Source organism: Sphingobacterium sp. SGG-5, from assembly GCF_011043525.1.
GTDB lineage: Bacteria > Bacteroidota > Bacteroidia > Sphingobacteriales > Sphingobacteriaceae > Sphingobacterium.
The window spans coordinates 313,308-338,816 of the sequence record NZ_JAAKGO010000006.1 but is presented as its reverse complement, the minus strand read 5'-3'; the positions used below and the strand labels follow the sequence as shown (position 1 = coordinate 338,816).

General features: G+C 41.4%; 26 protein-coding genes. 17 read left to right on the top strand and 9 right to left on the bottom strand.

Annotated features, from left to right (window positions below):
• Positions 1-46 precede the first annotated feature (46 nt).
• From G5B30_RS11775 to G5B30_RS11760, 4 genes are read right to left on the bottom strand one after another with little or no spacing between them, the layout of a single operon-like run.
• Complete coding sequence (locus G5B30_RS11775; protein WP_165320187.1) at positions 47-958, bottom strand: ribonuclease Z; 912 nt, start codon at positions 956-958, stop codon at positions 47-49.
• A gap of 3 nt (positions 959-961) precedes the next feature.
• Positions 962-1,339 (bottom strand): STAS domain-containing protein, encoded by a 378-nt coding sequence (locus G5B30_RS11770; protein ID WP_165320186.1) that lies wholly within the window; start codon positions 1,337-1,339, stop codon positions 962-964.
• 12 nt (positions 1,340-1,351) lie between these two features.
• Positions 1,352-2,305: a phosphoribosylaminoimidazolesuccinocarboxamide synthase gene (locus G5B30_RS11765; protein WP_165320185.1), complete on the bottom strand. Its 954-nt coding sequence runs from the start codon at positions 2,303-2,305 to the stop codon at positions 1,352-1,354.
• A gap of 31 nt (positions 2,306-2,336) precedes the next feature.
• Entirely contained in the window at positions 2,337-3,314 is a 978-nt protein-coding gene (locus tag G5B30_RS11760; protein WP_165320184.1) for a PhoH family protein, read from the bottom strand.
• A gap of 261 nt (positions 3,315-3,575) precedes the next feature.
• Here G5B30_RS11760 and G5B30_RS11755 point away from each other — a divergent pair, with 261 nt between their 5' ends.
• The 16 genes from G5B30_RS11755 to G5B30_RS11680 all read left to right on the top strand — a co-directional run bounded on the left by G5B30_RS11755 (position 3,576) and on the right by G5B30_RS11680 (position 18,404).
• Positions 3,576-4,361 carry an S-adenosyl-l-methionine hydroxide adenosyltransferase family protein gene (locus tag G5B30_RS11755; RefSeq protein WP_165320183.1) on the top strand — a complete coding sequence of 262 codons (786 nt, stop codon included), beginning with the start codon at positions 3,576-3,578 and terminating at the stop codon, positions 4,359-4,361.
• A gap of 17 nt (positions 4,362-4,378) precedes the next feature.
• Positions 4,379-4,918, top strand: a complete 540-nt coding sequence (locus G5B30_RS11750; RefSeq protein ID WP_165320182.1) for a hypothetical protein — start codon at positions 4,379-4,381, stop codon at positions 4,916-4,918.
• Between the two features lie 79 nt (positions 4,919-4,997).
• Complete coding sequence (locus tag G5B30_RS11745) at positions 4,998-6,833, top strand: ABC transporter ATP-binding protein (RefSeq protein ID WP_165320181.1); 1,836 nt, start codon at positions 4,998-5,000, stop codon at positions 6,831-6,833.
• A gap of 86 nt (positions 6,834-6,919) precedes the next feature.
• Positions 6,920-7,294 carry a hypothetical protein gene (locus tag G5B30_RS11740; protein ID WP_165320180.1) on the top strand — a complete coding sequence of 125 codons (375 nt, stop codon included), beginning with the start codon at positions 6,920-6,922 and terminating at the stop codon, positions 7,292-7,294.
• A gap of 54 nt (positions 7,295-7,348) precedes the next feature.
• A complete protein-coding gene (locus G5B30_RS11735; RefSeq protein WP_165320179.1) occupies positions 7,349-8,008 on the top strand; it encodes a heme exporter protein CcmB in 660 nt (219 codons plus the stop codon).
• Between the two features lie 13 nt (positions 8,009-8,021).
• On the top strand, positions 8,022-8,696 hold the full coding sequence (ccsA, locus tag G5B30_RS11730) for a cytochrome c biogenesis protein CcsA (RefSeq protein WP_165320178.1): 675 nt from the start codon (positions 8,022-8,024) through the stop codon (positions 8,694-8,696).
• A 134-nt stretch (positions 8,697-8,830) separates the two neighbouring features.
• Positions 8,831-9,040, top strand: a complete 210-nt coding sequence (locus tag G5B30_RS11725) for a CcmD family protein (protein ID WP_165320177.1) — start codon at positions 8,831-8,833, stop codon at positions 9,038-9,040.
• Positions 9,037-10,020 carry a DUF6427 family protein gene (locus G5B30_RS11720; protein ID WP_165320176.1) on the top strand — a complete coding sequence of 328 codons (984 nt, stop codon included), beginning with the start codon at positions 9,037-9,039 and terminating at the stop codon, positions 10,018-10,020. Before G5B30_RS11725 ends, G5B30_RS11720 begins: the two co-directional genes overlap by 4 nt.
• Positions 10,021-10,182: 162 nt before the next feature.
• Complete coding sequence (locus tag G5B30_RS11715; RefSeq protein WP_165320175.1) at positions 10,183-11,499, top strand: hypothetical protein; 1,317 nt, start codon at positions 10,183-10,185, stop codon at positions 11,497-11,499.
• A gap of 2 nt (positions 11,500-11,501) precedes the next feature.
• Positions 11,502-12,095: an LPS export ABC transporter periplasmic protein LptC gene (lptC, locus tag G5B30_RS11710; RefSeq protein ID WP_165320174.1), complete on the top strand. Its 594-nt coding sequence runs from the start codon at positions 11,502-11,504 to the stop codon at positions 12,093-12,095.
• 142 nt (positions 12,096-12,237) lie between these two features.
• Entirely contained in the window at positions 12,238-14,343 is a 2,106-nt protein-coding gene (locus tag G5B30_RS11705; protein ID WP_165320173.1) for a peptidylprolyl isomerase, read from the top strand.
• Positions 14,344-14,404: 61 nt separating this feature from the next.
• Positions 14,405-14,920, top strand: coding sequence for a DUF2480 family protein (locus tag G5B30_RS11700; RefSeq protein ID WP_165320172.1), 516 nt, complete (start codon positions 14,405-14,407; stop codon positions 14,918-14,920).
• A gap of 30 nt (positions 14,921-14,950) precedes the next feature.
• Positions 14,951-15,742: a DUF3108 domain-containing protein gene (locus G5B30_RS11695; RefSeq protein WP_165320171.1), complete on the top strand. Its 792-nt coding sequence runs from the start codon at positions 14,951-14,953 to the stop codon at positions 15,740-15,742.
• A 5-nt stretch (positions 15,743-15,747) separates the two neighbouring features.
• On the top strand, positions 15,748-16,311 hold the full coding sequence (locus tag G5B30_RS11690; RefSeq protein ID WP_165320170.1) for a DUF3109 family protein: 564 nt from the start codon (positions 15,748-15,750) through the stop codon (positions 16,309-16,311).
• A 62-nt stretch (positions 16,312-16,373) separates the two neighbouring features.
• Positions 16,374-17,345: a polyprenyl synthetase family protein gene (locus G5B30_RS11685; protein ID WP_165320169.1), complete on the top strand. Its 972-nt coding sequence runs from the start codon at positions 16,374-16,376 to the stop codon at positions 17,343-17,345.
• Positions 17,346-17,348: 3 nt separating this feature from the next.
• Positions 17,349-18,404: a TerC family protein gene (locus tag G5B30_RS11680; RefSeq protein WP_165320168.1), complete on the top strand. Its 1,056-nt coding sequence runs from the start codon at positions 17,349-17,351 to the stop codon at positions 18,402-18,404.
• Here G5B30_RS11680 and G5B30_RS11675 read toward each other — a convergent pair.
• The 4 genes from G5B30_RS11675 to G5B30_RS11660 are packed head-to-tail and all read right to left on the bottom strand — an operon-like array spanning position 18,349 to position 23,362.
• Positions 18,349-19,593, bottom strand: coding sequence for an AGE family epimerase/isomerase (locus tag G5B30_RS11675; protein ID WP_165320167.1), 1,245 nt, complete (start codon positions 19,591-19,593; stop codon positions 18,349-18,351). The genes G5B30_RS11680 and G5B30_RS11675 overlap by 56 nt on opposite strands.
• Entirely contained in the window at positions 19,574-20,752 is a 1,179-nt protein-coding gene (locus G5B30_RS11670; protein ID WP_206367095.1) for a glycosidase, read from the bottom strand. Before G5B30_RS11670 ends, G5B30_RS11675 begins: the two co-directional genes overlap by 20 nt.
• A gap of 30 nt (positions 20,753-20,782) precedes the next feature.
• Positions 20,783-22,180, bottom strand: coding sequence for an MFS transporter (locus G5B30_RS11665; RefSeq protein ID WP_165320166.1), 1,398 nt, complete (start codon positions 22,178-22,180; stop codon positions 20,783-20,785).
• Between the two features lie 6 nt (positions 22,181-22,186).
• Positions 22,187-23,362, bottom strand: coding sequence for a glycoside hydrolase family 26 protein (locus tag G5B30_RS11660; RefSeq protein WP_206367094.1), 1,176 nt, complete (start codon positions 23,360-23,362; stop codon positions 22,187-22,189).
• 205 nt (positions 23,363-23,567) lie between these two features.
• Between G5B30_RS11660 and G5B30_RS11655 the strand changes: the two genes are divergently transcribed.
• Positions 23,568-24,449, top strand: a complete 882-nt coding sequence (locus tag G5B30_RS11655; protein WP_165320165.1) for a helix-turn-helix domain-containing protein — start codon at positions 23,568-23,570, stop codon at positions 24,447-24,449.
• An 8-nt stretch (positions 24,450-24,457) separates the two neighbouring features.
• Here G5B30_RS11655 and G5B30_RS11650 read toward each other — a convergent pair whose 3' ends face one another.
• Positions 24,458-25,507 (bottom strand): IPT/TIG domain-containing protein, encoded by a 1,050-nt coding sequence (locus G5B30_RS11650; RefSeq protein WP_165320164.1) that lies wholly within the window; start codon positions 25,505-25,507, stop codon positions 24,458-24,460.
• Positions 25,508-25,509: the final 2 nt, after the last annotated feature.

Here is a 25,509-nt window from a genome sequence, read left to right as displayed (position 1 = left end):
ACAAAAAATTTCGAGGTGTAAAGATGCGGAAAAATCTACAAATTCACTAAACAATAAACCATTTTCCCTCGATCGAGAGCTCAGTGGCAGGAAAAACCGGAACGGCTTCATCCCAAAGTGGCAATAAATCTTTATAACGTGCGGAGTAATGTCCCAGTAATAATCTTTTGGCGCCTACCTGCTGTGCCACCTGCGCAGCCTCATATGCTGTCGAGTGAAGGGTTTCCTGTGCCCGTCCAAGCATATCATGGGCAAAAGTGGACTCATGATAGAGCAGATCGACACCCTGAATATGATCGGTATACGTTGCAAAAGCCCTTGTATCTGAACAATAGGCATAGCTTCTTGATGCTGGAGCAGGTGTTGTGAAATCCTCGGCCCGATAGACAGTTCCATCAACATCGGTACAATCCATCCCCCGCTTTAATAAAGGCAAAAAGACCGTGGGAACATTCCATTGTTCGATCTTCTCCCGAATAAGTGGGGCCCGGCGGGGGCCTTCATCAAATCTGAACCCGGTAGTCGGTACCCGATGCTGTAAGGGAAAAGAAGTTACTTTCAACATTGGGGTTTCGAAAATAACCTCGGCTTGCTCGGGATTCGTCGCATGAAAAATAAGATCATACCTTAACGTCGTGTCGGAATGCTTGAACTGCAGGGCAAGGATATCCCACAAAGCGGCGGGACCATATAGATGTAACTCGTTTTTTCGCCCGTGCAGATTCATGGACGACAGCAAGCCAGCCAACCCCAAATAATGATCACCATGCAAATGGCTGATGAAAATAACGGAAATTTTGTTGGACTTGACGCCATAGCGGAAGAGTTGCATTTGCGTCCCTTCACCACAATCAATCAAAAAAAACTGCTCGTTGAAATTGACCAGCTGCGAGGTGGGGTGTCGATCATACATCGGTGTCGCCGAACTGTTTCCCAATACCAGTACCTCGAATTTCATGGACTAAGCGTTTTTCTTGAGCAGCTCGCGTTGAATTTCATTCCCAAAGATGATGTCCTCCGCTTCGGACAGCGACGCTGCGATAATAAAATGAGATTCCAATTTGGCGACTTTCAACATATGTAAAACCTGCTCCTGCAAGCCGGTTAGAATAAAGAGGCCTCCCACAGTTTTACAAAGCCTATGGGCCAATAAGCCCACTCGAGTCCCGTCCGCATCAATCTCATTGACATGCAAAAGATCCAATACGATATTGCGCTGTCCGGAAGTATTGCGTAGCATAAATTCACCTTTTAAAAAGGCTGCTTCTTCTGCGTTGATGCTGTCACAAAGGGGCTCAATGACAACATAACGTTCGTGTTTTTCAATAGTATACCGCATGATTAAATATTTTTATCTGTCTAACAGCGTCGTTAACGCCTGATTTACATTTTTGGCTATCCGTTCGGTCGTCGACCCTTCTTGAGGAAACACAAATTTTTCGCCCGTGATATGCTCAAACAATTCGATATAACGCTCGGAAATCGACTGTACAATGTTATCCGTCATTTCAGGAATTTGCTGTCCGGCTTTACCTTGAAAACCATTCTCTATAAGCCATTGCCTCACAAATTCTTTAGATAGTTGCTTTTGTGGCTCGCCGCGCTGTTGCCGCTCCTCATAGCCATCTACATAGAAGTAACGGGATGAATCTGGGGTATGTATTTCGTCCATCAGATAGATCTGCTCATCCCGCTTGCCAAACTCGTACTTGGTGTCTACAAGGATCAGGCCCTGCTGCTGGGCGATGGCTGTCCCTCGCTGAAAAAGTGCGTGTGCGTAGTTTTCTAATTGTTCGTAATCGGCTTGCCCAACAATTCCGCGGGCGATAATGTCTTCCTTGGAAATATCCTCGTCATGTCCAATGTCGGCTTTGGTCGAGGGGGTAATGATGGGCTGTGGTAGCTTGCCGTTCTCTTTCAGCCCTTCAGGGAGGGTGACGCCGCATAGTTCTCTCTTCCCTTCTTTATACGTACGCCACGCATGTCCGGACAAATATCCGCGGATGACCATTTCTACTTTAAACGGTTCACACCGCATTCCGATGGTCACGTTGGGGTCAGGTACAGAAACAACCCAATTGGGTAAAATATCTGCCGTCGCTTTCAAAAATTTTGATGCAATCTGGTTGAGGACTTGCCCTTTATAGGGAATAGGCCTCGGTAATACTACATCAAAAGCGGATAAGCGATCAGATGCAATCATAACCAAATATTCGTCGGCTATCGTATATACATCCCGCACTTTCCCTCGATAAAAAGCCGTTTGCCTTTCAAATTTAAAATTTGTTTCCTTTATTGTGTTCATGGTCTTTTTACGGCACACACCGCTTTTTGTATTAGTTATTTAAATCTCCGTAAGCCTCCAAAATACGTTTCACCAATTTATGGCGAACCACATCACTTCCTGTGAGATAAATAATATCAATCCCTTTTATTCCCTCGAGAATTTTTACAGCCGTAGCCAGGCCAGACTGCGTTTTTCGGGGCAAATCAATTTGCGTCAAGTCTCCGGTCACGATAAACTTCGCCGTAGGCCCCATGCGGGTCAGAAACATCTTCAGTTGCATATCCGTCGCATTTTGGGCCTCATCTAAAATCACAAAACAATTGTCCAAGGTTCGCCCCCGCATAAACGCTAATGGTGCAACCTCGATCGTTCTATTCTCCAGATAACCCTTTAATTTCTCGGCAGGAATCATATCATCCAAAGCATCATATAAAGGGCGCAGATAGGGGTCTACTTTCTCTTTTAAGTCCCCCGGCAGAAAACCTAAGTTTTCACCCGCTTCTACAGCAGGGCGGGTCAAGATGATTCGTTTGATTTCCTTGTTGCGCAAGGCGCGCACTGCGAGCGCTACAGCCGTATAGGTTTTTCCCGTACCCGCTGGGCCGATAGCGAATAATATATCATTTTTTAATATACTATTGACCATCTTCAGCTGGTTAGGGGTCCGCGCACGCACAATTATTCCATTCGGTCCATATACAATCGGCTCGCCTTTTTGAATGGGATGTGTATCCGCCGAATCCGGCTTCATATCGGGAATAGCACCGTTCGGTTTGATATGGCGCAAGAACTCTTCGAGTTCTAAGCCGGATAACTCATTAAATTTGGAAACATGACTTAAAACCGTAGAAAAAAAAGTTTCAAATAATTGCTGTTCCTTCTCCTCGCCCAAGACCTTCAACTCATTCCCACGAGCCACTAAACGTAATTTGGGGAAACTGTCTTTAATGGTTTCAAAATTTTCATTCTGGGCTCCCCATAGTGACACTAAATTTGCACTATCTAAATTGATAACTAACTCACTCAAATTATTTGTATTTAATGATGATATCCTTCATATAAAGATACAGATGTTTTTCGATTTATCGGTTCGTTTTTTTCTTTGTACCGTAAATTCCACCAAATTTACAAAGTAGCGAATAATCTCATTTAAGTTTTCTAAAAAAAATCACTAATTTATCCGGACATCATATGTATCATCAGTAGTTTTGCTACTTTTGTATTTTGCAAAAAAAATCAATAAGTTTATGGAGGTTCGTGTCCGTGAAAAAGGTAACGGACGAGTACTATGGGAGTAATTACATTAACAACAGACCTGGGCTATCGCGACTTTTACCAAGCCGCACTCAAAGGGAGCATCATCTCGATTCTTCCGAAGGTTCGGTTGGTAGATATTACTCATGAAATCCCTTCTTTCGACATTCAGGACGCCGCATTTGTGCTGCAAAATGCGTATCACTATTTCCCAACAGGAACAGTGCATCTTATCGGCATCGATACGGTTTTCCAGAAAGATTGCCGCTATATCGCTATGCACTATAATCATCACTATTTTGTCGGGGCGGATAACGGAATTTTTAGTATTATTTTAGGTGAGGATAAAGCGGACCAGCTTATCGAAATTGAACTTACACAAGACCTTCGATTTTTACATTTTCCACTGGCGGATGTCCTTGCGAAAGCGGCCTGCCATATCGCGAAGGGCGAAGACATCACTTTACTCGGCCCGCCGATCGACGCTCCGTTGCAGAAGGTAACTTTACAACCTATTATCGAAAATAATATCATTAAAGGACATGTATCCTATATCGATTCTTTTGGTAATGTCATCAGCAACATCAGTAAGGAGTTGTTCAATGGGATTCAAAAGGGTCGGGAATTTGTTTTACATTTTAAGCGGAATGAGACCATCAACAAAATGAGCTGGCATTACAGTGAAGTACCCGAAGGTGAAAAACTTTGTCTCTTTGGTATCAGCAACTACCTCGAAGTCGCTATTAACAAAGGAAATGCCAGCACTTTGCTTGGACTTCATCCAGATGAAACAATCATTGTTGAGTTCCTGGAGAGATAACACTAATTTATAGGACAATGCGAAAATTTACTGCATTCATCTTTTATCTTCTACTAATCGTGACCTCGGCGACGGCCAACATGAGCGCAGAAGCCGATAGCCTACTCTTCGAAAACCAGCGGAAGCGGGTGAACTTTCTATTGGAAGAACGGAGCAGAAAGTTTGGAGAATATGACCATTCACTGGAACAGAAAACCGGCATCTTCGGTCTTTTTAAGACCAAGACGGATATGCAGAAGTCTATTAATATACTGAAGGAGATTGTCATTAACGACAATAAGATTTTTCTGGAGACCCGAAAGCTATTGGACCTTAAGGACACTGAGCGCGAGCATTTTCAAAAGATGGCAACGGAATTTGACAGTCAGGTTACGGCTTATATGAGAACCATATCGAAGTTGCAAGAAGAAAATGAAAAGTTACGTCTCCACATCAAAGATCTCGAAAAGGGAGAACACCAAAATGGCGTTGTTTTTTATCTTCTCGGACTGCTCTTCATAGGTCTGCTATTTGTCATTTATCTGCTCTATCGCAGATTACACGCTTCAAAAAATTGACTTTTCTTTGATAAGAAGCCGTTTTTATATTGATACCTTTGTGGTCATCGTTTTAAAAGATTATCAATTGTAGTACACAATGGCGAGACCAAGATTGAACAGTGGCGATTCGCATGCCGAGGATCTACCAAAACCGAAGGTAAATAAAGCATCGATCCAAAAAGCCTCTCAAATTTTTTCTTATCTTAGACCTTATCGGTTTCGATTCGGGATAGGTATGGTATTCTTAATCCTATCCAGCCTAACCATGTTGACATTGCCGGCTTTATTAGGCGCCATGATTGACGCGGCCCAAGGAAAACAAACCTACACCTGGCTACCTAATAGTCTTTTGTTTATCGGGAGCCTTTCACTGAGCATTTTGTTTGTACTATCTGTTATATCTTTTTTTCGTATCCGGATTTTTGTCGAGATAGCAGAGAAAACACTCTCAAATATCCGTAAGGACTCCTACCTCAAACTAATCACCCTGCCTATCGATTTTTTCTCCAATAGACGAGTCGGTGAACTGAACAGCCGTCTCTCAGCAGATCTTTCCCAGATACAGGATACGATGACCACGACATTTGCGGAGATCATCCGGCAATCCATCAGCCTGTTTTTCAGCGTTGCATTACTTATTTTTGTCTCGCCCAAGCTAGCCTTGATGAACCTGTCTATATTGCCAATCATCGTTGTCGCAGCCTTATTTTTTGGCCGATTCATCCGAAAGCTGTCCAAGCAAACACAGGATCAATTGGCCGATTCGAATAGTATAGTGCAAGAGACCTTGCTGGGGATCAGCAATGTCAAGGCTTTCGTGAATGAATATTTTGAAGCACAACGCTATGGCCAAAAGCTGAATACAGCTGTCAAGTTTGCCGTCCGCGGAGCTACATTCCGAGGTATGTTTGCCTCTTTCATCATCTTTTGCATTTTTGGAGCTGTCATCATCGTGATATGGTACGGTGCCACATTGGTGTCTGCCGGTGAAATCTCCGTAGGAGACTTAACAACTTATATTCTTTATTCCATGTTTGTGGCAGGATCTATGGGCAGTTTTCCCGAACTATATGCAGGCATTCAACGTGCATTAGGTGCCAGCGAACGGGTGATCGAGATATTGAATGAGAGATCGGAAGACATTCAGGTCAGTGAGGATGACAAGACGATCACAAAACGAATAAACGGTAAACTGACATTTGAACATGTCGCTTTTTCTTACCCTAGCCGGAGTGATATCCAAACCTTGCAAGATATCTCTTTTACGGCCGAGGCCGGACAGAAAGTCGCTATCGTAGGTCCCAGCGGAGCTGGTAAGTCGACTATTGCCTCACTCATTTTACAATTTTACAAACCTGATGGCGGCATCATCTACTATGACGACGAACCTTCGTCTTCTTATAGTTTGACCAACATTCGAAACCAGGTTGCTATAGTCCCGCAGGATGTATTGTTATTCGGGGGTACGATCCGGGATAATATTAACTACGGTAAACTTGAAGCGGATGCGGAAAGTGTCATTGAAGCCGCACGAAGGGCCAATGCGCATGATTTTATTATGAGCTTTCCGGATGGATATGACACGATCGTAGGTGAACGAGGTGTTAAACTTTCTGGTGGACAGCGACAGCGTATTGCCATCGCACGAGCGCTCCTCAAAGATCCGGCAATATTGATATTAGACGAAGCTACCTCGTCGTTGGACTCTGAATCAGAACGCTTGGTACAGGAGGCGCTTCAAGAGCTTATGAAAGGACGGACTTCGATTATCATCGCGCACCGGCTTTCTACAATAAGTACTGCAGATAACATTTTAGTCATTGAGGACGGTATCGTGTCGGACAGCGGCACCCATATCGACTTATTGACAAAAGGCAGTGGCTTATATCATCATCTCTATACACTTCAATCTACGCAGCAAATCGAAGGTTAAAATTTAGTTAATTTACATTATATTAGAACTTTTTGGAACGGCAGTTGTTTAGATAAGTAGAAGAGAAAATAGAAAAATTTTATATTATGAAAAATAGAAATGGATTAGTTGCCTTCGCCCTGTTAGGGATGGCAGCAGGTGCAGCAGCGTACTACTTATTATCGACAGAAGATGGCAAGAAACAGCTGGATAAAGCGAATTCAAGCATCAAGAGTCTGACAAAATCGCTGAAAGAAATGTCCAAAAAAGAAGCTCAAAAGGCAGAACGTTTCGCTAAATCAGCGAAGGAGGACCTGGAAGCATTAAAATCCCGGGCCAAGGATGCTGGTAAATCGGCTGTGAATAAGGCGGCAAACAGAACAACCGAATGGGCGCATAAGGCAGCGGATACCGCGAACAAAATTGCCTCTAAAACAGAAGAAATCGCTTCTAAAACAAAATCCGAGATTTCAAATTCTTAATATTTTTAAAATCTCCCTGCATTTGAGCCTGTGAAGGTTTATCTTTGCGTACCCATGAATCTATTACAACAAGTAAAATCATTGGTCGCTAAAGACCTGTCACTGGAATGGCGTTCAAAATATGCTATCAATAGCATATTGTTATATGTAGTATCTACAGTATTTGTTTGCTACCAAGCCTTCAAATCTGTAGATATTTTTGTTTGGAATGCACTATTTTGGATTATTTTACTTTTTGCTTCTATTAACGCCATTAGCCGGTCATTCACACAGGAAAGTCCTTTTAGACAGTTGTATTATTACAGTCTGGCAAGTCCAAAATCCATTATCCTATCCAAAATCATATATAACACGCTTTTAATGGTCTTCCTCTCCGCCATAGCGTATCTGACCTATTCGATTATCTTCAAAAATCCGGTAGGCGACGCGCTATTTTATTTCCTTGCTGTACTTTTAGGTAGCGTGAGTTTTGCTACAGTGTTCACGATGATATCGGGCATTAGTTCCAAAACCAATAACAACAGCACAATTATGGCCATCTTATCGTTTCCGGTTGTCATCCCGTTGTTGATCGTCCTAATTAAACTCTCGCACAACAGTCTTATTGGTGCAGACAGAAGTGGAAGTTACAGCGATATCCTCGTATTGCTGGCAATAAATGTAATAACTGTTACTGTTTCTTTATTGTTATTTCCTTACCTTTGGAGGGATTAAAACTATAATCTCCATGAGAAAAAATTGGTGGAAACTATTGGGTGCAACCTTCATTTGTATCTCTATAATTGCTGGCTTTATCGGCCCGGTTCCTAAGCTTCCGATCTTGCACGAGACCATCCGGAATGTATATTTTCATGTCCCCATGTGGTTCGCCATGATAACGTTATATGCCATTTCCGTGTTTTATAGTGTCAAGTATTTAAACCAAGGAAATCCCAAATTCGATATTATAGCCGTGGAAGCAGTCAATACGGGTATCTTATTTTGCTTCTTAGGTCTTCTTACGGGTATGCAATGGGCAAATATCACTTGGGGAGAGCCGTGGCCCAATGATCCAAAATTAAATGGATCAGCAATTGCGACATTGATGTATCTCGCGTATTTGGTTTTACGAAATGCGCTTGAGGAAGAACAAAAAAGAGCAAAGATATCAGCGGTATATAATATTTTTGCCTTTCCGATCATGATTGTGTTACTCTACATATTACCTAAACTGACAGATTCATTGCATCCGGGAAGTGGGGGGAACTCCACCTTCAGCGATCTGGATATGGACAATTATATGAGACCTGTATTCTATACTGCAGTTGCGGGGTGGATATTGATAGGTATATGGATATGTACGTTGCGTTATCGTGTCCGGTTAATCGAAAACACACGAAATCGAGATGTAAATAATCATTAACACACAGGGGGATGATTATTTACTCGAGCTCTCATCAGCCATTTAAACTTAGCGAAGCGATCTCATTGATGCCTTTTTAAAGACAAACAATGGATCAATAAACAAATAAATAGATGAAATTATTTAAGTTAAACATGAACAAGACATTGTTAATTATCGCCCTTACCTGGTTGACCAACTTCGCTGCTTTCGCACAATCTGGCGATGTGGAAATGGCTACAGGCTTGCGCAGTTCGGGTAAAATATGGGTGGTTGTACTGGTCGTACTGACGCTCTTTATCGGTCTCTTCATATATATGTTCACACTGGATAGAAAGATAAAAAAACTTGAAAAGGATAAATGATTATTACGCAAAACAGACAGTTTTCACCTGTTAATATCTTTTGGGTAATTATTGTCGGAGCGATCTTATGTACCGGTGCTTTTTTTCATTTGCCGGAAGCCCTCACACCGGTCGTTCTTGAGCCAGCGGTTACCAATCTCATCGGGTTGGAAATTGGAAAGGGATTCTCTCCTCAAGCGAATGTTTTCGTCACGCTGGTATTAACGCTTGCGCAAGCTTTTTTGCTCAACAGCGTCGTGAATCATTTCAATTTCATGGGAAAGCCAAATTTTCTTACGGCCTTATTATTTATGACGCTGGTAAGTTTATTTCTACCTTTTTTGATACTCTCCCCGACGTTGATCTGTAATTTCATTACCATATGGATGGTAAGCAAACTTTTCAATATTTATAAGCAGCCCGACGTAAAAGGGTTGATGTTTGATCTCGGGATGATTATTGCCTTAGGCAGCCTAATCTATTTTCCTTTCATTGTCATGCTTCTCCTTCTATGGATAGCATTAATTTTATTCCGACCATTTATCTGGCGCGAATGGATCACCCCTATCTTAGGGTTTGCAGTAGTTTACTTTTTACTTGGAGTCATTTATTATTGGATCGATCGTTTCGACGAATTTATAACTATCTTTTCGCCATTTGCCAATTCCTTTCCAACAGCCCTGCAAGTCGATATACATGACTATTTTGTGGGCATACCTATTGGTATTGCCATGATTTTCTTCTTGTTCATTCTGCAAGATAAATACTTCAGAAGCATAGTACATATACGTAAATCTTTCCAACTCCTATTCTTTATGTTAGTACTGATCGTCGGATCCTTTTATCTGAACGAAAAAATTACGATCAACCACTTCTTATTGTGCGCCCCTCCCCTCTCGATTTATCTCGCGTTCTATTTTAGTCATGCAAAAACCAAATGGCTCTATGAAAGTCTCTACATGATTATATTCTTTACTATCCTCTACTTTCAATTTGCGTAAACAACTAAAATCCAGTAGTTTAACCTTTTTTAACAAAATCAACTCATGGAATCGGCAAAAATTAGATAGTTTTGTATCGAAAAAAAATAAAAAAATCAATACAAAAGGTAATAAATTTTGAAATTAAATAGGCTTACCTTCGTGTAGCCGAATGAAGATTATATGCATAAAATATTTACGCTTGGGCCGCTTACACTATTGCTGGGGATAGGTTTCGTTATGTTGACACAGCACGCGAATGCGCAAAAAACAACATCTCATTCTCCATACTCACAGTTTGGTCTCGGACAGATGCGCGAAGATTTATTACCCCAAAGCAGATCCATGGGTGGTATTTCGACAGGCTTAAGATACCAGTCCGGTTTAGCAACTTTTAACCCAGCAAATCCAGCGAGTTATTCCGCATTTAACAGGACCATTCTGGAAGCCGGTTTGTATGGCAACATCACACAATTAGGCAAAGGTTCAGCGCTCAATAATACTGCTGACTTTGCATTTTCACATCTTGCCATAGGTGTACCGCTTGGCCCAAAAGTGGGAGGAATTGCGTTTGGATTAATGCCTTTTTCGGATGTTGGCTATAATTCATCTCAAAATGTCACGTTAGATGCCATCCAATATAGCAAGACTTCCAACGGGGAAGGTGGGCTTAATAAAGCCTTCTTCGGCTATGGTATAAGTCCGATAAAAGGGCTGAGCATAGGTGCCAATGCGGGTCTGCTTTTTGGAAGCCTCTCCGACATTTCTTCGATAACATTCCCTTATTCATTAGAAGCTTACAACACAAGATATGAAGAGTCCAGATTAATTCGTGGATTAGCCGTCGACTACGGCACACAGTACTCCAGCTCTTTAGGCAATAAACTGCATCTTACTGTTGGATACTCGGGGTCATTAAATAATGTGGTTTCCAATCGCACGACGATAACGGTATCCCGTACCGAAGCCTCATTAGATCCTGACATTCAAAATATTCCTTTGGACACGGCATTCTTTAAGGAATACCCTAGTCGGGATATCAATCTACCTTTAAAACACAATGTAGGCTTCACGCTCTCCAAAGGTTATAATTGGATGGTGGGTGCCGATTTTAAGTACACGGATTGGAGTAATTTCCAGACACGTGAAGGAGAGCCCGCCCTTGGAAAAAACTATGGCTTTGCTGTAGGAGGGCAGTTCAAACCTGATGTCACTTCTTTTCGGTATTGGAATATTGTGGATTACAGATTAGGTTTTAGATATAACCAGACACCTGTCCGTTTCAATAACCATAACATCAATGATATGGCGATAACCGTTGGTCTAGGCCTCCCATTACCTGAAACAAATTTTGGCCGTACATTTTCCAGAATAAATATTTCAGCAGAATTCGGGCAACAGGGTACATTAAATCACAATCTGGTTCGAGAGCGGTATATCAATATCAATCTTGGATTTACCATCAATGATTCATGGTTTATCCGAAGAAGTTTAGATTAGGTATGTTCACCTTAAATCAAGTCGGCCAAATACCATTTTTATTTTCCGCCTTATTGGGAATGATCCTGTTTTGCAGTTGCGAAAATGACCTAAAGGATATCAACGAAATTGAGAACATCCAGAAAGAGGAAGCTGTGGACATCTCAAAAGATGTCAGAGTGATATACAGCGACTCAGCAGTCGTCAAAGCCGAATTGACCGGCCCGGAGCTACGTATTTACCACGATAGCACGGGCAATTATGAATTTCAAAAAGGTCTTCAGATTATATTTTTTGACAAAGATGGTAACGAAACCCAACGTATAAAATCTGACTACGGTGTACAACGAAGTACCTTGGGAATAACGGAATTTCGAAAAAATGTGGTAATCACTATGGCCGACGGATCGGTTATCAAAACAGAAGAACTGTTTTATGATGAAAACAAAAAAGAATATTACAATTCCGTGCCCATCTTTATGGAATTTAAAGACTCAAGAGGAAATATTCAGGCAACCTCTTTTCGATCCGATGTGAATTTTGAAAATATTCGTGGAGAGAGCATGACGGGATTTACAATTCCTGATAGTGGTCAAGTACCTGCATTCGGTCCATAAATAACGTGTTGTCGCTTTTGAAAATAAAGTTTTGCAAAATTACAAATTTTTAGATTTTTTTTTATAAAAGTCGTATCTTGCGCCTTGTTTAAAAACGAGACAATCTAAATAACTAAAAAATAAATAAACACAATTCGAGAATATGGGTATAATGGGTAGTTTGCGTAACCGCGCGGGATTAGTGATTTTCGTCATCGGTTTAGCAATTGTTGCTTTTTTATTGGGTGATATTATTCAGTCCGGTACACCTTTTTGGGCAAAAAAACAAAATCAGGTAGGTAACGTGAACGGAGAGGGTATAGATTACAATTTGTTCAACCAACAGGTCGAACAAATGTCCATGATGTACCAACAGCAAATGGGCGGTGGCGAAACGCCGCAACTTAAAAACTTTGCTATTCAGCAAGTTTGGAATCAATTTATCTCAAAGACGCTGATCGATGAGGAAATTGATAAGATCGGATTAACGGTAGGTAAGCAAGAGTTCAATGACTTAATAACTGGCCCTAACCCCTCGCCGCAAATTCTTCAAAATTTCACAAACCCACAGACAGGTCAATTTGACCGCAACTTTTTGAATCAAATTATCAACGAAGCTAAAAACGGAGGAAGTGAAGTTGCTGGTCAATGGGAAACGCTACTGGAGAGTATCCGCTCGCAAAGACTAACCGAAAAATATTCAAACTTATTGAAAAACGCAGTTTACGTGACTGCATTGGAGGTAGAAGACGAGTATACAGCTAAAAATAAACTTGCAAATTTCAAGTATCTCCTGCTCGACTATTCGTCCGTGAAAGATTCGGAAATTAAATTGACGGATTCAGATTATAAAGAATATTACAATAAGCATAAAAGCTCCTTTAAAAATACGGAAGAAACGCGTGCCGTTGAATATGTCTTATTTGACGCAAGCCCTTCGGCGCGAGATACCGCAGCCACACTCGCTGCTATACAGAATCTAAAAACCGAATTAGCAGCTTCAACCAACGACTCGCTTTTTGCAACTATTAATTCAGACACAAAACATCCAGTTACCTATGTCAGAAAAGGTCAAGTAAGTCCTGCATTAGACTCTGTCATTTTCAATGTTCCTGCTGGCACTACTGTTGGTCCTTTCTATTCCGATGGAGCTTACGAAATTGCGAAAGTAATAGCAACGAAGTTCAGCCCGGATTCCGTAAAGGCAAGTCACATTCTGTTGAATATAGCTGCTGAAGGTGGATTAGAAAAAGCTAAAGCTAAAGCAGACTCGATCAAAGGATTGATTCAAAAGGGAGATAACTTTGCTGCCCTAGCAGTCGAGTTTAGTCAAGATCCGGGTAGTAAAGCTAACGGAGGAGATCTGGGCACTTTCCCACGAGGTCAAATGGTCGGACCGTTTGAGGAGGCGGCCTTCGGCGGAAAACCAGGTGACGTGGTTGTTGTTAATTCTCAATTCGGTATTCATATTATTCGAATAGAAAAGCAAGTAGGAAATTCTAAAATTGTAAAAGCAGCAATTGTCGATAAGGTAATCAATGCGGGTAAAGAAACAACAGATGCGGCTTTTGCTAAAGCAAATGAATTCTTCTCGGAAGTAACTGCAGCAAATTTTGGAGAATTTGCTAGTCAAAAATCTGTTCGTTTAAATAAAGCGGAGCGCGTCCAAGCTATGGATAACACATTAAATGGTGAAGATGCACCACGCGAATTATTCCGTTGGATATTTGAAGCTGATCAGAATCAGATCTCCGATAAAATTTATGAGACGGACCACAATTTCATCGTTGCAAAAGTGGCCAACATCAGCCCGAAGGGTATACAGCCTTTAGAGCACGTGAAAAATGATATCGAGCAGGGTGTACGAAACCTGGTTAAAGCTCGTATGTTGAAAGAGAAAATGAACAATGCATTGAACGGTGCTTCTTCGATCGATCAAGCTGCTCAAAAAATCGGCAAATCAGCCATCGCAGTAGAGAATGTGGTATTGGCCAACCCGGTAATACCAGGTTTGGCTCTGGAAAGTACTGTTGTCGGTACCGTTTTTGGATTACAGCCGAAGCAGCCTTCAAAAGCTATTGAGGGGGCACAAGGGGTATATGCCGTGCAGGTCGATAACTTCGTTAATCCGAAAGAATTAGTTGGTTCAGAACGTCAAGCTCAACAGAAACAAATGTTGACTTCGAAAGAACAACGTGCTTGGGGTGCTATCTTCCAAGCTCTGCAGAACAACGCGGATATTGATGACAATCGCATTAGATTTTATTAAGATTTTATAGCTATTTTTAGGGCTGGGTTTGTATGCAAGCCCAGCTTTTTTGTTTAGCAATATGGATATTCAAGATAATATAGTCAATAAAGTAGCTCAAAGTGGACTGTTAACAATAGACCTGGCAAATTTTGCCCCTACGCAGGATATTATAGCGTATGATATCAAAGATAATCTCTTTCATGGTTTGATATTGAAGGAGAAGGACTTTCGCGAGTTTGTCAAAAACCATGATTGGAGTCAATATCAGGAAAAAGTAGTAGCCATTATGTGTTCCACAGATGCCATCGTACCCACCTGGGCTTATATGATTTTAGCCAATAGGTTAGCCCCCTATGCCTACAAAATTAGTTTTGGAACGAAAGAGGAGGTTTACCGCGATCTGTTTCTGAAAACAATTGACGAAATGGACTATGAACAATACGCCGATCAGCGGGTCGTGGTAAAAGGATGTGGTGACATTCACGTTCCCGAAAGCGCCTTTGTATTATTTACCAGCAAACTGACCCCAATAGTAAAGAGCATCATGTATGGAGAGCCTTGCTCTACGGTCCCTGTATATAAGAGAAAAAGTTAAACTATTAAGCGCGGTATCTGTCCTATTGATATGAAAACATTTTACATTGTATTACTTACGGTATTATTTAGCTGGGGAGGTTATGGCCATACGCAAAATTTACCTTATCTTAAAGAACCGACTTTTAAGGAAGGAGAAAAGCTAACCTATCGGCTCAAGTATGGGAGCATGTCTGCGGCCAACGGCGTACTTTCTGTTAATAAATCCAAGCTCCAATTTAGCCAGCCAACGTATCACCTGAGTGCCTATGGTCAGACTTCCAGTTTTTTCTCCGTGTTTTATACGGTAAAAAATAAATATGATTCATACATCTCTGCCAGTACATATCTACCCTATTTGTATATCGAAGATATTCGGGAAGGAAGTTATACGCGCAGGGAATACGCCACTTTTGATAGCAAAAATAAAAGTGTAAAAGGGCAGGCAGGCACATTCAGCAGCCCTGTGACTCAGACTTTTGATCTGCTTTCCGCATATTATTTCGCCCGCAATTTAGATTTTTCGTCCTTAAAGCCGGGAGATGGCTTTAAATTAACGTACTTTCTAAATGATGAAATTGCGCAGCTAGGTATCGAATACATAGGCGTGGAAAAGATTAAAACGAGCCTGGGCACGATAGAATGTATCAAACTTAGTCCTGAAATCAAACCCGGACGTATCTTTAGAAAAGACAGCCGTTTATACCTTTGGGTGACGAACGATGGGAATCGCATACCTGTCCGGGCTCACGTCGAAATATTAATCGGCTCGGTGACATTAGAGCTTGCAAAAGCTGAGGGGTTAAAATATGAGCTCGGTAAAAAAGTTAGTTATTCCAAATAGCAATAATGATTGAGGTAGGTAATGTTTTGGTGCACGAGGATATCATCAGTAATGATTTTGTCTGTAACTTATCCAAATGTAAGGGAGCATGCTGTATAGAAGGGGATGCAGGGGCTCCTTTGGATATCAGAGAGACGGAAATACTAAAGGATATATATCCCAAAGTAAAACCCTATATGACACAAAAGGGTATTGATACGATCGAAGAATATGGCACGCACGTCATCGATCAGGATGGCGACCTGACAACGCCATGTGTTGAGGGGAACAAAGAATGTGCGTATGTAACCTGGGAAAATGGAATCACAAAATGTGCCATTGAAAAAGCCTATGAACTCGGTGAAATCGATTGGAAAAAACCTATTTCCTGTCACCTCTATCCTATCCGTACCACACATTATCCTGCATTCGATGTACTGCATTATGACAGGTGGCATATATGCCATGACGCTTGCTTATTTGGAAAGGAACTTCAGGTACCTGTTTATAAGTTTTTACGGGATCCTTTGATCCGCGTATATGGGTCAGAATGGTATGGGGATTTAGAAAAAACGGTCGAAGCTATGTAAGCTATTTTTGTTATATTTAGCCAAATATTAATACGGCGCAAAATCGGCGATTAACATCATTCATGCTTACTTTAAAAGAGATACAAAAGCCCATAGCACACGAACTTTCAAGTTTTCAAACGAAGTTTAAGCAGTCTATGCAAAGCTCGGTGCCTTTATTGGACATTATCACACAATATCTATATAAACAAAAAGGCAAACAGATGCGTCCCATGTTTGTCTTTTTTTCTGCCGGACTATGTGGTAGCATCAACGAATCTACATATCGGGGAGCTGCGTTGGTAGAACTGCTTCACACAGCTTCTTTAGTTCACGACGACGTGGTCGACGATGCAAACGAGCGTCGTGGCTTCTTCTCTATCAATGCATTATGGAAAAACAAGGTGGCTGTATTGGTCGGAGACTACCTGCTTGCCAAAGGTCTCTCCATATGTGTGGACGGTAACGAATTAGCCCTATTGAAAGTCGTATCCGAAGCGGTAGAACAAATGAGTGAAGGCGAACTCTTACAGATTGAGAAGGCTCGGAAGCTGGATATTAAAGAAGATGTGTATTTTGAGATTATCCGCAAGAAAACGGCAACTTTGATTTCCTCATGTTGTGCTTCGGGAGCTACTTCTGTAAAAGCGGATCCAAACGTGATTGAAAAAATGCGTCTTTTTGGTGAAAAGGTAGGTGTTGCTTTCCAAATTAAAGACGATCTGTTTGACTTTGGAACGGATGATGTCGGCAAGCCTCTCGGCAACGATATCAAAGAAAAAAAGATGACCTTACCGCTTATATATGCACTTCGGCAATGCTCAAGCCAAGAAAAAAGACACTACATCAATATCGTCAAAAATCATAATGAGGATCCGAAGAAAGTACAGGAAGTTATTGATTTTGTAAAAAGTAGCGGCGGATTGGATTATGCAACAGAACGTATGCACGACTATCAACAAGAGGCGTTTTCAATTCTTGATGAATTCGCCGATAGTACATATAAATTAGGTTTACAGCAACTTGTCAAATTTACTACTGAAAGAAAGAAATAAAATATGAGTCACGAAATAATGTTTTTTGGGGGATTTATTGTTTTTATCATCCTCATGCTTGCCATAGATTTGGGGCTATTTAGCAAAAGTGACAAACCTATATCTCTGAAGGCTGCCGCTATCATGTCTGCTATCTGGGTCGCGTTTGCACTTGCTTTTGGTTTGGTATTGTATTATTGGGGCTATGAGCTTCATAACATACATGATATGGCAAGCCTGCAAGAGATTATCGCCAAGCACCACCACAATATTAAGATTAACACGCTTGATTTAGAAAGCAGTTTACATATATATAGTAAAAACCTAACGCTAGAATACCTTACGGGTTACGTTGTTGAGTATGCTTTATCGGTAGATAATATTTTTGTTATGGTCTTACTCTTTTCCTCCTTTGGTATCCCGGAAAAATATTACCACAAAGTGCTTGTTTGGGGAATATTGGGCGCTATAATCCTACGGTGTATTTTTATCTTCTTAGGTGCTGCGCTGATTGCCAAGTTTGGTTGGATCTTATACGTTTTCGGAGCATTCTTAGTGTACACTGGAATTACGATGTATATCAATCGGAATCAAGAAGAAGAGGTCGACCCACAGAATCATAAAGTGGTAAAATTCGCTTCACGATATTTTAAAGTAACACCAAAATTAGATGGAGGAAAATTTTTTCATGTCGAAAATGGCGTGAAGTATATGACACCTCTTTTTCTTGTCTTACTCGTTATTGAGTTTACGGACTTAATCTTTGCGGTGGATTCTATACCGGCAATATTCTCCGTAACACAAGACCCGTATATCGTATTTTTCTCGAATATTTTTGCAATTTTAGGCTTGCGCTCTATGTTTTTCCTATTGGTAAATATTATCCATAAATTCCATTATCTCAAAGTCGGATTAGCATTTCTACTCGTGTTTATCGGTGCAAAAATGCTCCTTCACAGCTGGCTCAAGGAATGGGGGTTCACCACTTCCCATTCACTGATTATCATTCTCAGTATTTTAGCCATTAGTGTGATAGCTTCTTTGATGTTTCCGAAGAAGGAAGATTATAGCAAAGGTTAATCCGCTGTATAAGTTCCATACATGCACGGGCGTTGTGGTACGGACATTTCCACGGTCCGATTTTATCCTCTCGCATCACAGACCCTTTTTCAGAAATTCCCCAATGCCATTCGCCGTGTTGCCGATCTTTAATATACTGTTGGACAAAACTCCAGTTCCTGAATACAACATCTAAAAAACGCTGCTGTTTACTGAGTTGATAAGCCTGGAAAAAACCAACCAGACACTCCGCCTGAACCCACCAATGACGCTCTGCAACAATATTATCTGTTTCGCAATCGTGCTCGTATAATAACGCTCCAGCAGAATCCACTCCTTGCAGAGATGCATGAGCGAGGCTTAACGCAATGCGCTTGAACTTTGCTATCTCGTATGTATTTCCGGTATTTCTGGCAGCTTCCAATAATAACCACGATGCTTCAATATCGTGTCCGTATGAAATAATGTTCCCTCTGACATGCCAATATTGATCAAAAAACAGATTGAGGTGAGTTTTTTCTTTATTTAGAATCTTATCGTCAAAAAGACTTAATAGATTTTGGATACGTCTCAAGAGGTCTTTGTCCGGCCAAATTGTATATAAAGCAGAATACGCCTCAAGTATATGAAGATGAGTATTCATAGTCTTAGCCTCATTGGCATCTTTATCACTCAATCGAAAGTCCTCCAGCAATTGCCATTGTCTGTCAAAAGCTTCAAAATAGCCATTATCGATCGGATCAAAGGCATGTTGCTCAATCTGTCGATAGACGTCCACGGCCAACTGTAACGCTTCTTTACTTTGGTGACTGCTACTGTACGCAGCAAGTGCGTATATACCAAACGCCAAAGCGTAAACCTGTTTTTTAGTATTTACAGGCTGACCCAAATAATCCACTGTCCAATAGATCCCTCCATATTCGGCATCGATAAAGTGGTTTTTGAGATATTCATAAGCCCTGATTGCTATAGGCCGATCTTCTTCACGTCCATACAGACGATATGCAGTAGCAAATGTCCACAATATCCGAGCCTGAAGTACCGCACCTCTATCAGCAGTTGGGTATTTTACCTGATTATAGTCTATCCGACCGATAAAACCTCCATGTTGCCTATCTAAAGTTTCTTTGCTCCAAAAAGCGAGGATTTCCCATAGCTCTCTGCTGACTTCTTCATAAAAAGCGGGCAACCTATTGTTTATATGCTTCATTTTGTTCGATAAGTGTCAAAATAGCGTTCACAGAAGAAGCCGATGTGAGTTTGTCTTCAGGAGTATTGACCACATAATCGACCAATTTACCCAAAGTTGTCGTGGCGACATGCATACGTGTGTCAGAAGATCCATAGTAGATATACACATCTTCGCCGTCACATATCCACCCATTACAAAACACCACATTGGAAACGTCGCCTATACGCTCATCGTCCTGAGGTGCTAGAAAATAGCCGCCGGGCTTATAAATCACTTTTGTGATATCGCTGAGATCTGTAACGAACATGTATAACACATACCGCAGGCCTGCTGCAGTATGACGGACACCATGTGCCAGATGTATCCATCCGACTGTTGTTTTGAGTGGTGCCGGCCCCTGTCCATTTTTTGCTTCGTATACGGTATGATACACTTTAGGAGAAATGACGAATTCTTGATGGACGACAGGTCTTTCCATGCTTTTTGTATAAGCGACTGCAATCCCACCTCCCTTTCCAGCTTCAATAAAAGAATCTTGGGGGCGTGTATACAGCGCATACATACCATCCACAAACTCGGGATGAAGCACTACGTTCCTTTGCTGTGCCGAATCGGATTTAAGGTCAGGGAGCCTTTCCCAATGCACGAGGTCTTTTGTTCTCACAATACCACATTGGGCTATTGCAGCAGACTGATCTCCTGCAGACGCATGAGGATCTCGGCGTTCTGCACAGAATAAACCGTATATCCAGCCATCTTCATGAACAACCAATCGCATATCATATACATTGGTATCGGGTACATCTCCCTGAGGCAACTGGATAGGTTTATCCCAGAAACGAAACTGATCGATACCACTGGAGCTTTCTGCAATAGCAAAAAAAGACTTCCGATCCACCCCTTCCACACGTGCCACGATAACAAACGAATCGTTCCATTTTATAGCCCCGGCATTAAACACAGCATTGACCCCTATACGTTCCATCAGATAGGGATTATTTTTTGGATTTAGGTCATAACGCCAATGAAGAGGCACATGTGCTGCTGTCAGAATAGGATATTCATATCGGTCGTATATCCCGTTGCCCAAGGTTTGTTTTTTGTTTCGTTGTCCTCGGATAAGGCCCTCATGACCTTTTCTCAATGCGTCTATACGGCTCTGGAAATAATTATTCATATCTATTTTACTTATTATCCTGTAGAAAATCTATTTGATCTCTCTTTTTCCCTGTAGATCCTGATTTATGTTATGCATTTTGTGATCCGACAATTGATAGAAGAGTATAATTCCGAAAGAAACAAAAGCTCCTATGGCCGGAAATATACTCATCATCATTTTGAGACCATTTTCCGCATAGTCATGCTGTATACTATTGGCTTCAAAACCGTAGGCAGACAGTATCCAGCCTGTAAGGGCTCCGCCTATACTCCATCCCAGTTTTTGAGACATAGAAGATGAAGAGAAGATAAGACCCGTAGCTCGCCTGCCTGTTTTCCATTCGGAATAATCGGCGATATCAGCATACATTGCCCATAACAGTGGAAAAATACACCCGGCACAGATGCTTATCACACATTGCAAAATAAACATGAGTAGAATCTGCTCTCTGCCCAGCATATAGAATATCATACTAAACAATGCAGCTAATAACATAGCTATTGCAAAAGTATTCCGCTTTCCAATTCTATCCGAAAGGGGCTTAGCCAGCAACACGCCTATGATATTGGCAGCCTGACCAATCACGAGATAAAGGGAACTGTATTGTAGAGAAACTTCCAGTAGAGGTAACTTCACATCAGCGCTATGTACTACAAAATACTTGAAATAAAAAATGGCTGATCCATCCCGGATAGAGTTAAAGATCAAGGTAGCTACTCCCGCACCTAACAGAATAAACCATTGTTTATTCTGCAAAAGATCGATAAAATCCGTCTTCAATTTATTGTTCTTTTTCTGGGGAGGTTTTATCCTTTCCCGGGTCTTCAAAAACGTCACAAAAAACATCAAAACAGCCAGCAGAGCAAAACAGGCTACCGTGTAAAACCACCCCCGTGACTCGCTAACGGCACCATCTGCCGCTCTTCCAAACCATGCAACTAAGGGTTCGGCAGTCCCCAACACAAGAATACTTCCTGCAAATGCAAAAACAAATCGGTAGGTGGACAAAGTCGTACGTTCTTTGGAGTCTGTACTCATCACCCCCATAAGCGACGCATAAGGCACATTAATCAGAGAATAGATCATCATCATCAGCGTATACGTGATATAGGCATATGTGATTTTCTCCTGATATCCCATTTCGGGAGCGAAAAAAGTCAAAACACCAATTGCACCAAATGGTATGGCAAACCACAATATAAACGGTCGGAACTTTCCCCACCGGGTATGGACCCGATCGGCAATGACCCCCACTAAGGGATCGAAGGCCGTATCCCATATACGGGTCACCAGAAACATCGTTCCCACCGCCGCCGCTGCAATACCGACTACATCTGTATAGAAATAAAGCAGATAGGCCGAGAAAAGCTTCCAAAACATAGAAGATGCAAAATCTCCAAAACCATAAGCAACTTTTTCTCCGAATTGGATTTTCATGCTTTTCATCGACAGCTAGTTTGATAAGTTATAAATATTCAGCGGTCGTAATGTCCCCTGTAACGCCATTTTTGTTCCTTTGAACATGTTTTTGAAGTCCATTGCCGAAATATGACCCGGATAGGGCGCATAATAATGCATCTTGTTCTTTAACAATCCTTGATTTCGCCAAACCAATACATAAGATAAATTATAGGATTTCACCGCATCATACAGAACATCCGTCCACCATGTCGCATCTGGAATAGCTTCAAAGCCCGTTTCAGCCAGTGCCATTAACTTTCCATGGCGATTTGCGTTATATTGCAGTACATCTAAGTTGGACTGTAATTGAGTTTTAAATTTTTGAGAGGACGCGAGCAACCCACTGTTTACATTTTCTCTTCCCAGAAACTGATAGGTATCAAAACTCATCACATCTATATATGTATCTCCCGGGTAACGTTCCATAAACTCAGCGTCATCGCGAAAATTATTCGTATTATACACATAGAGTACATGGTGCAGACCTTTGATATCCTTGAGATAATTGACGGTAAACCGCCACAACTCAATATATTCCTCTTTAGAACAAAAAGGCTTACACCACCAAAACCAATTACCGTTAAGTTCGTGGAAGGGCCTGAACAAAATAGGCACAGGTGTGCCGTCTTCAAAACGCAGGCTATCTAAAAATGAAGCTACGTTATCCAACCAATTCACAAACTGTCCATGCAGCGATCCAGAGGGCAGAATATGTGTAACCGCAACGGTAGTATCCCAGGAACTGCCGCCTGTTGCAGGGTTGCCTAAATGCCAACTGATCGTATTGATGCTTCCCTCCCGAGCCGAAGAAATAATAAAACGTCTCATCAAGTCGAAAGGTACTGCGTCCAAATTGACTTCATGTCTATATTCAATACCCCCGATATCCCATCCCATAACCGCCGGATAATCTCCTGCAACATCTTTAACATCACTTTTGCCTGGTTGATATCTCCAGTGCACCCCATATGCCAGATCATCCTGATGTCCAAACAATATCTTCTCGCCCTGCAATCGATGAAGAAAGGCATGCAGGCTTCGGGTCTCTTGTGTCGCTTTTGCATCTATAGGGAGGGGCCTATCCTGATGGCACCCGAAGATCAAAACAGGTATTCCAAAAAATACAAACATATATAAACCAGATAGTCGTTTATAAATTGGGTTCATAATGATCATTTAATTTTCAATATTACTGATTAATGGCCGATCTGGAATAATACTATTTTATCTAAACCAAAGATTATTTATGCTTTTCCTCTTTTGTTTTTATCAAAAATAATTATCTTGTCTTTATATTATAAACTTTTGAAACAGCCTTTTCCTATACATATAGGATTGTCCAATATTATCTTAACTTAAACTTATTGTGCTTATGGATGCCGAAAGTCTGATGAAAGAAATAACGCCCCTCACTCAGAATGATTGTTTTACTTTTTTTTCAAGAACAAAGAAAGAATTCAACTTTCCCCTACACTATCACGAAGAATATGAGTTAAATCTCATTATAAACGCTCAAGGAGCAAGACGGGTTATAGGCGATCACATGGACAATATAGGTGACATGGAACTTGTGCTAGTGGGTCCAAATCTTCCACACGCCTGGTTTACACACCAATGCGAGTCCGACGCGATAAGAGAAGTAACCGTACAGTGGCATAAAGATCTGTTTGATGACAGGTTTTTAAGTCGTAACCAGTTGCATGCGATCAAAACATTATTACAACAAAGCGTAAATGGATTGAGCTTTTCCGAAGAAACTATCAAAAGTATTGCTCCGAAACTGCTTAGCATCAACCAAAATACAGGCTTCGATTCGGTTATCTCTCTTATGTTGATCTTAAGAGAACTTTCTGTAGCAAACAATACAGTTACGCTTTCCTCACGGGCATACCACGAGGCTACATCTACCTCTTACAACAGTCGGCGAATTGATAAAGCCTTTGACTTTATGCATAAGAACTACCAAACCCCTATCCAGCTCAAGGAGATGGCCAAACTGGTGAATATGACTGAAGTGTCCTTTTCCCGATTTATAAAAAAAAGAACCGGAAATACCTTTATCGATAGCCTAAATAATATTCGACTAGGCCATGCCTGTCGTATGCTCATTGAAACGACACATACCGTAGCTGAAATTTCGTATAAAACCGGATTTAATAATATCTCTAATTTTAACAAAGTATTCAAGAAGAAGAAAGGCTGCACACCCAGCGAATTTCGATTAAACTATCAAGGCACAAGGATATTTATTTAAAGGTTACCCTATAAGAACCCTATATCATCAAAATATACAGTCGCATCTTCCAATACCCGTTTATCTTGCCCGTTGAACTCCTGGAAAAGCAGGGAAGTGATCGTCGTTAAATTACCAAAAGCACTCAATGGTATCTGATACTCCACCCATTCATTGACTTTCTCGATGGTAATGGTATATGATCCTGTTGCCGAAGAGTTATTCAGATAGACACGAACCTTTTTACCCAGATTCGTTTGCTCTGCGTACATGGAGAATTTGACAGCTGTATAATCTCCAAAGAGCAGCTCAGTTCCAGAATGTGCCAAACGAACGGCTCCCCACCCACCATATACTACACTATAAGCATGTGTACCTCGTTTAACCACATCGGTGCTCTGCACGGTAAAAATACCCGTGTAAGAGCTATTTGACCAGCCGGCGCGAAGTCCGTCCGTGTATACGAGATGTTTGAATCCAAAGGTATTAGGTGCCGATGCCGTACCACTGGGGGTAGTGACGTGCACTACACCGAATGCAGATGGAGGAATTTTGACTTTAATCTCCGTTTGTGTATTAGACACGATTTCTGCTTCCTCATCGTTAAACATGACCTTATTAACACCATTGAAGTGCAATCCGATAATAGTAATCACCTCTCCCGGATCGCCGATCGATGGAGTAATCTGTTGGATAACGGGCTCGGGCTGCAAAATCCGAAATGCAAATACGGCCTCCCCAAACGCTGTAGTCAGCGTAATCGGATTGTTTTCCGGATCAGGCAACGTCTTCGGAATCCGTACAGTGACACTGTGGTCCTCTGCATAGAAGTCCGTCGGCGACACCGCCACGCCATTGAAAGATATAGCTTTCGTCGTTTTTAGATATTCTCCGTGAATAATTATCCAACTGCCATACACCGTAGACGATAATGCATCTTCCCGCTCACCAAGATTCGAGATGCGTGAAATTTCGGGCTGCCCATCGACTGGACTTTCTTCCTTTTTATCACAAGAAAGCAACTGCGCGGCCGTACCGACCGCCCATAGGATAATGATAATATGTTGTATTCTTTTCATAC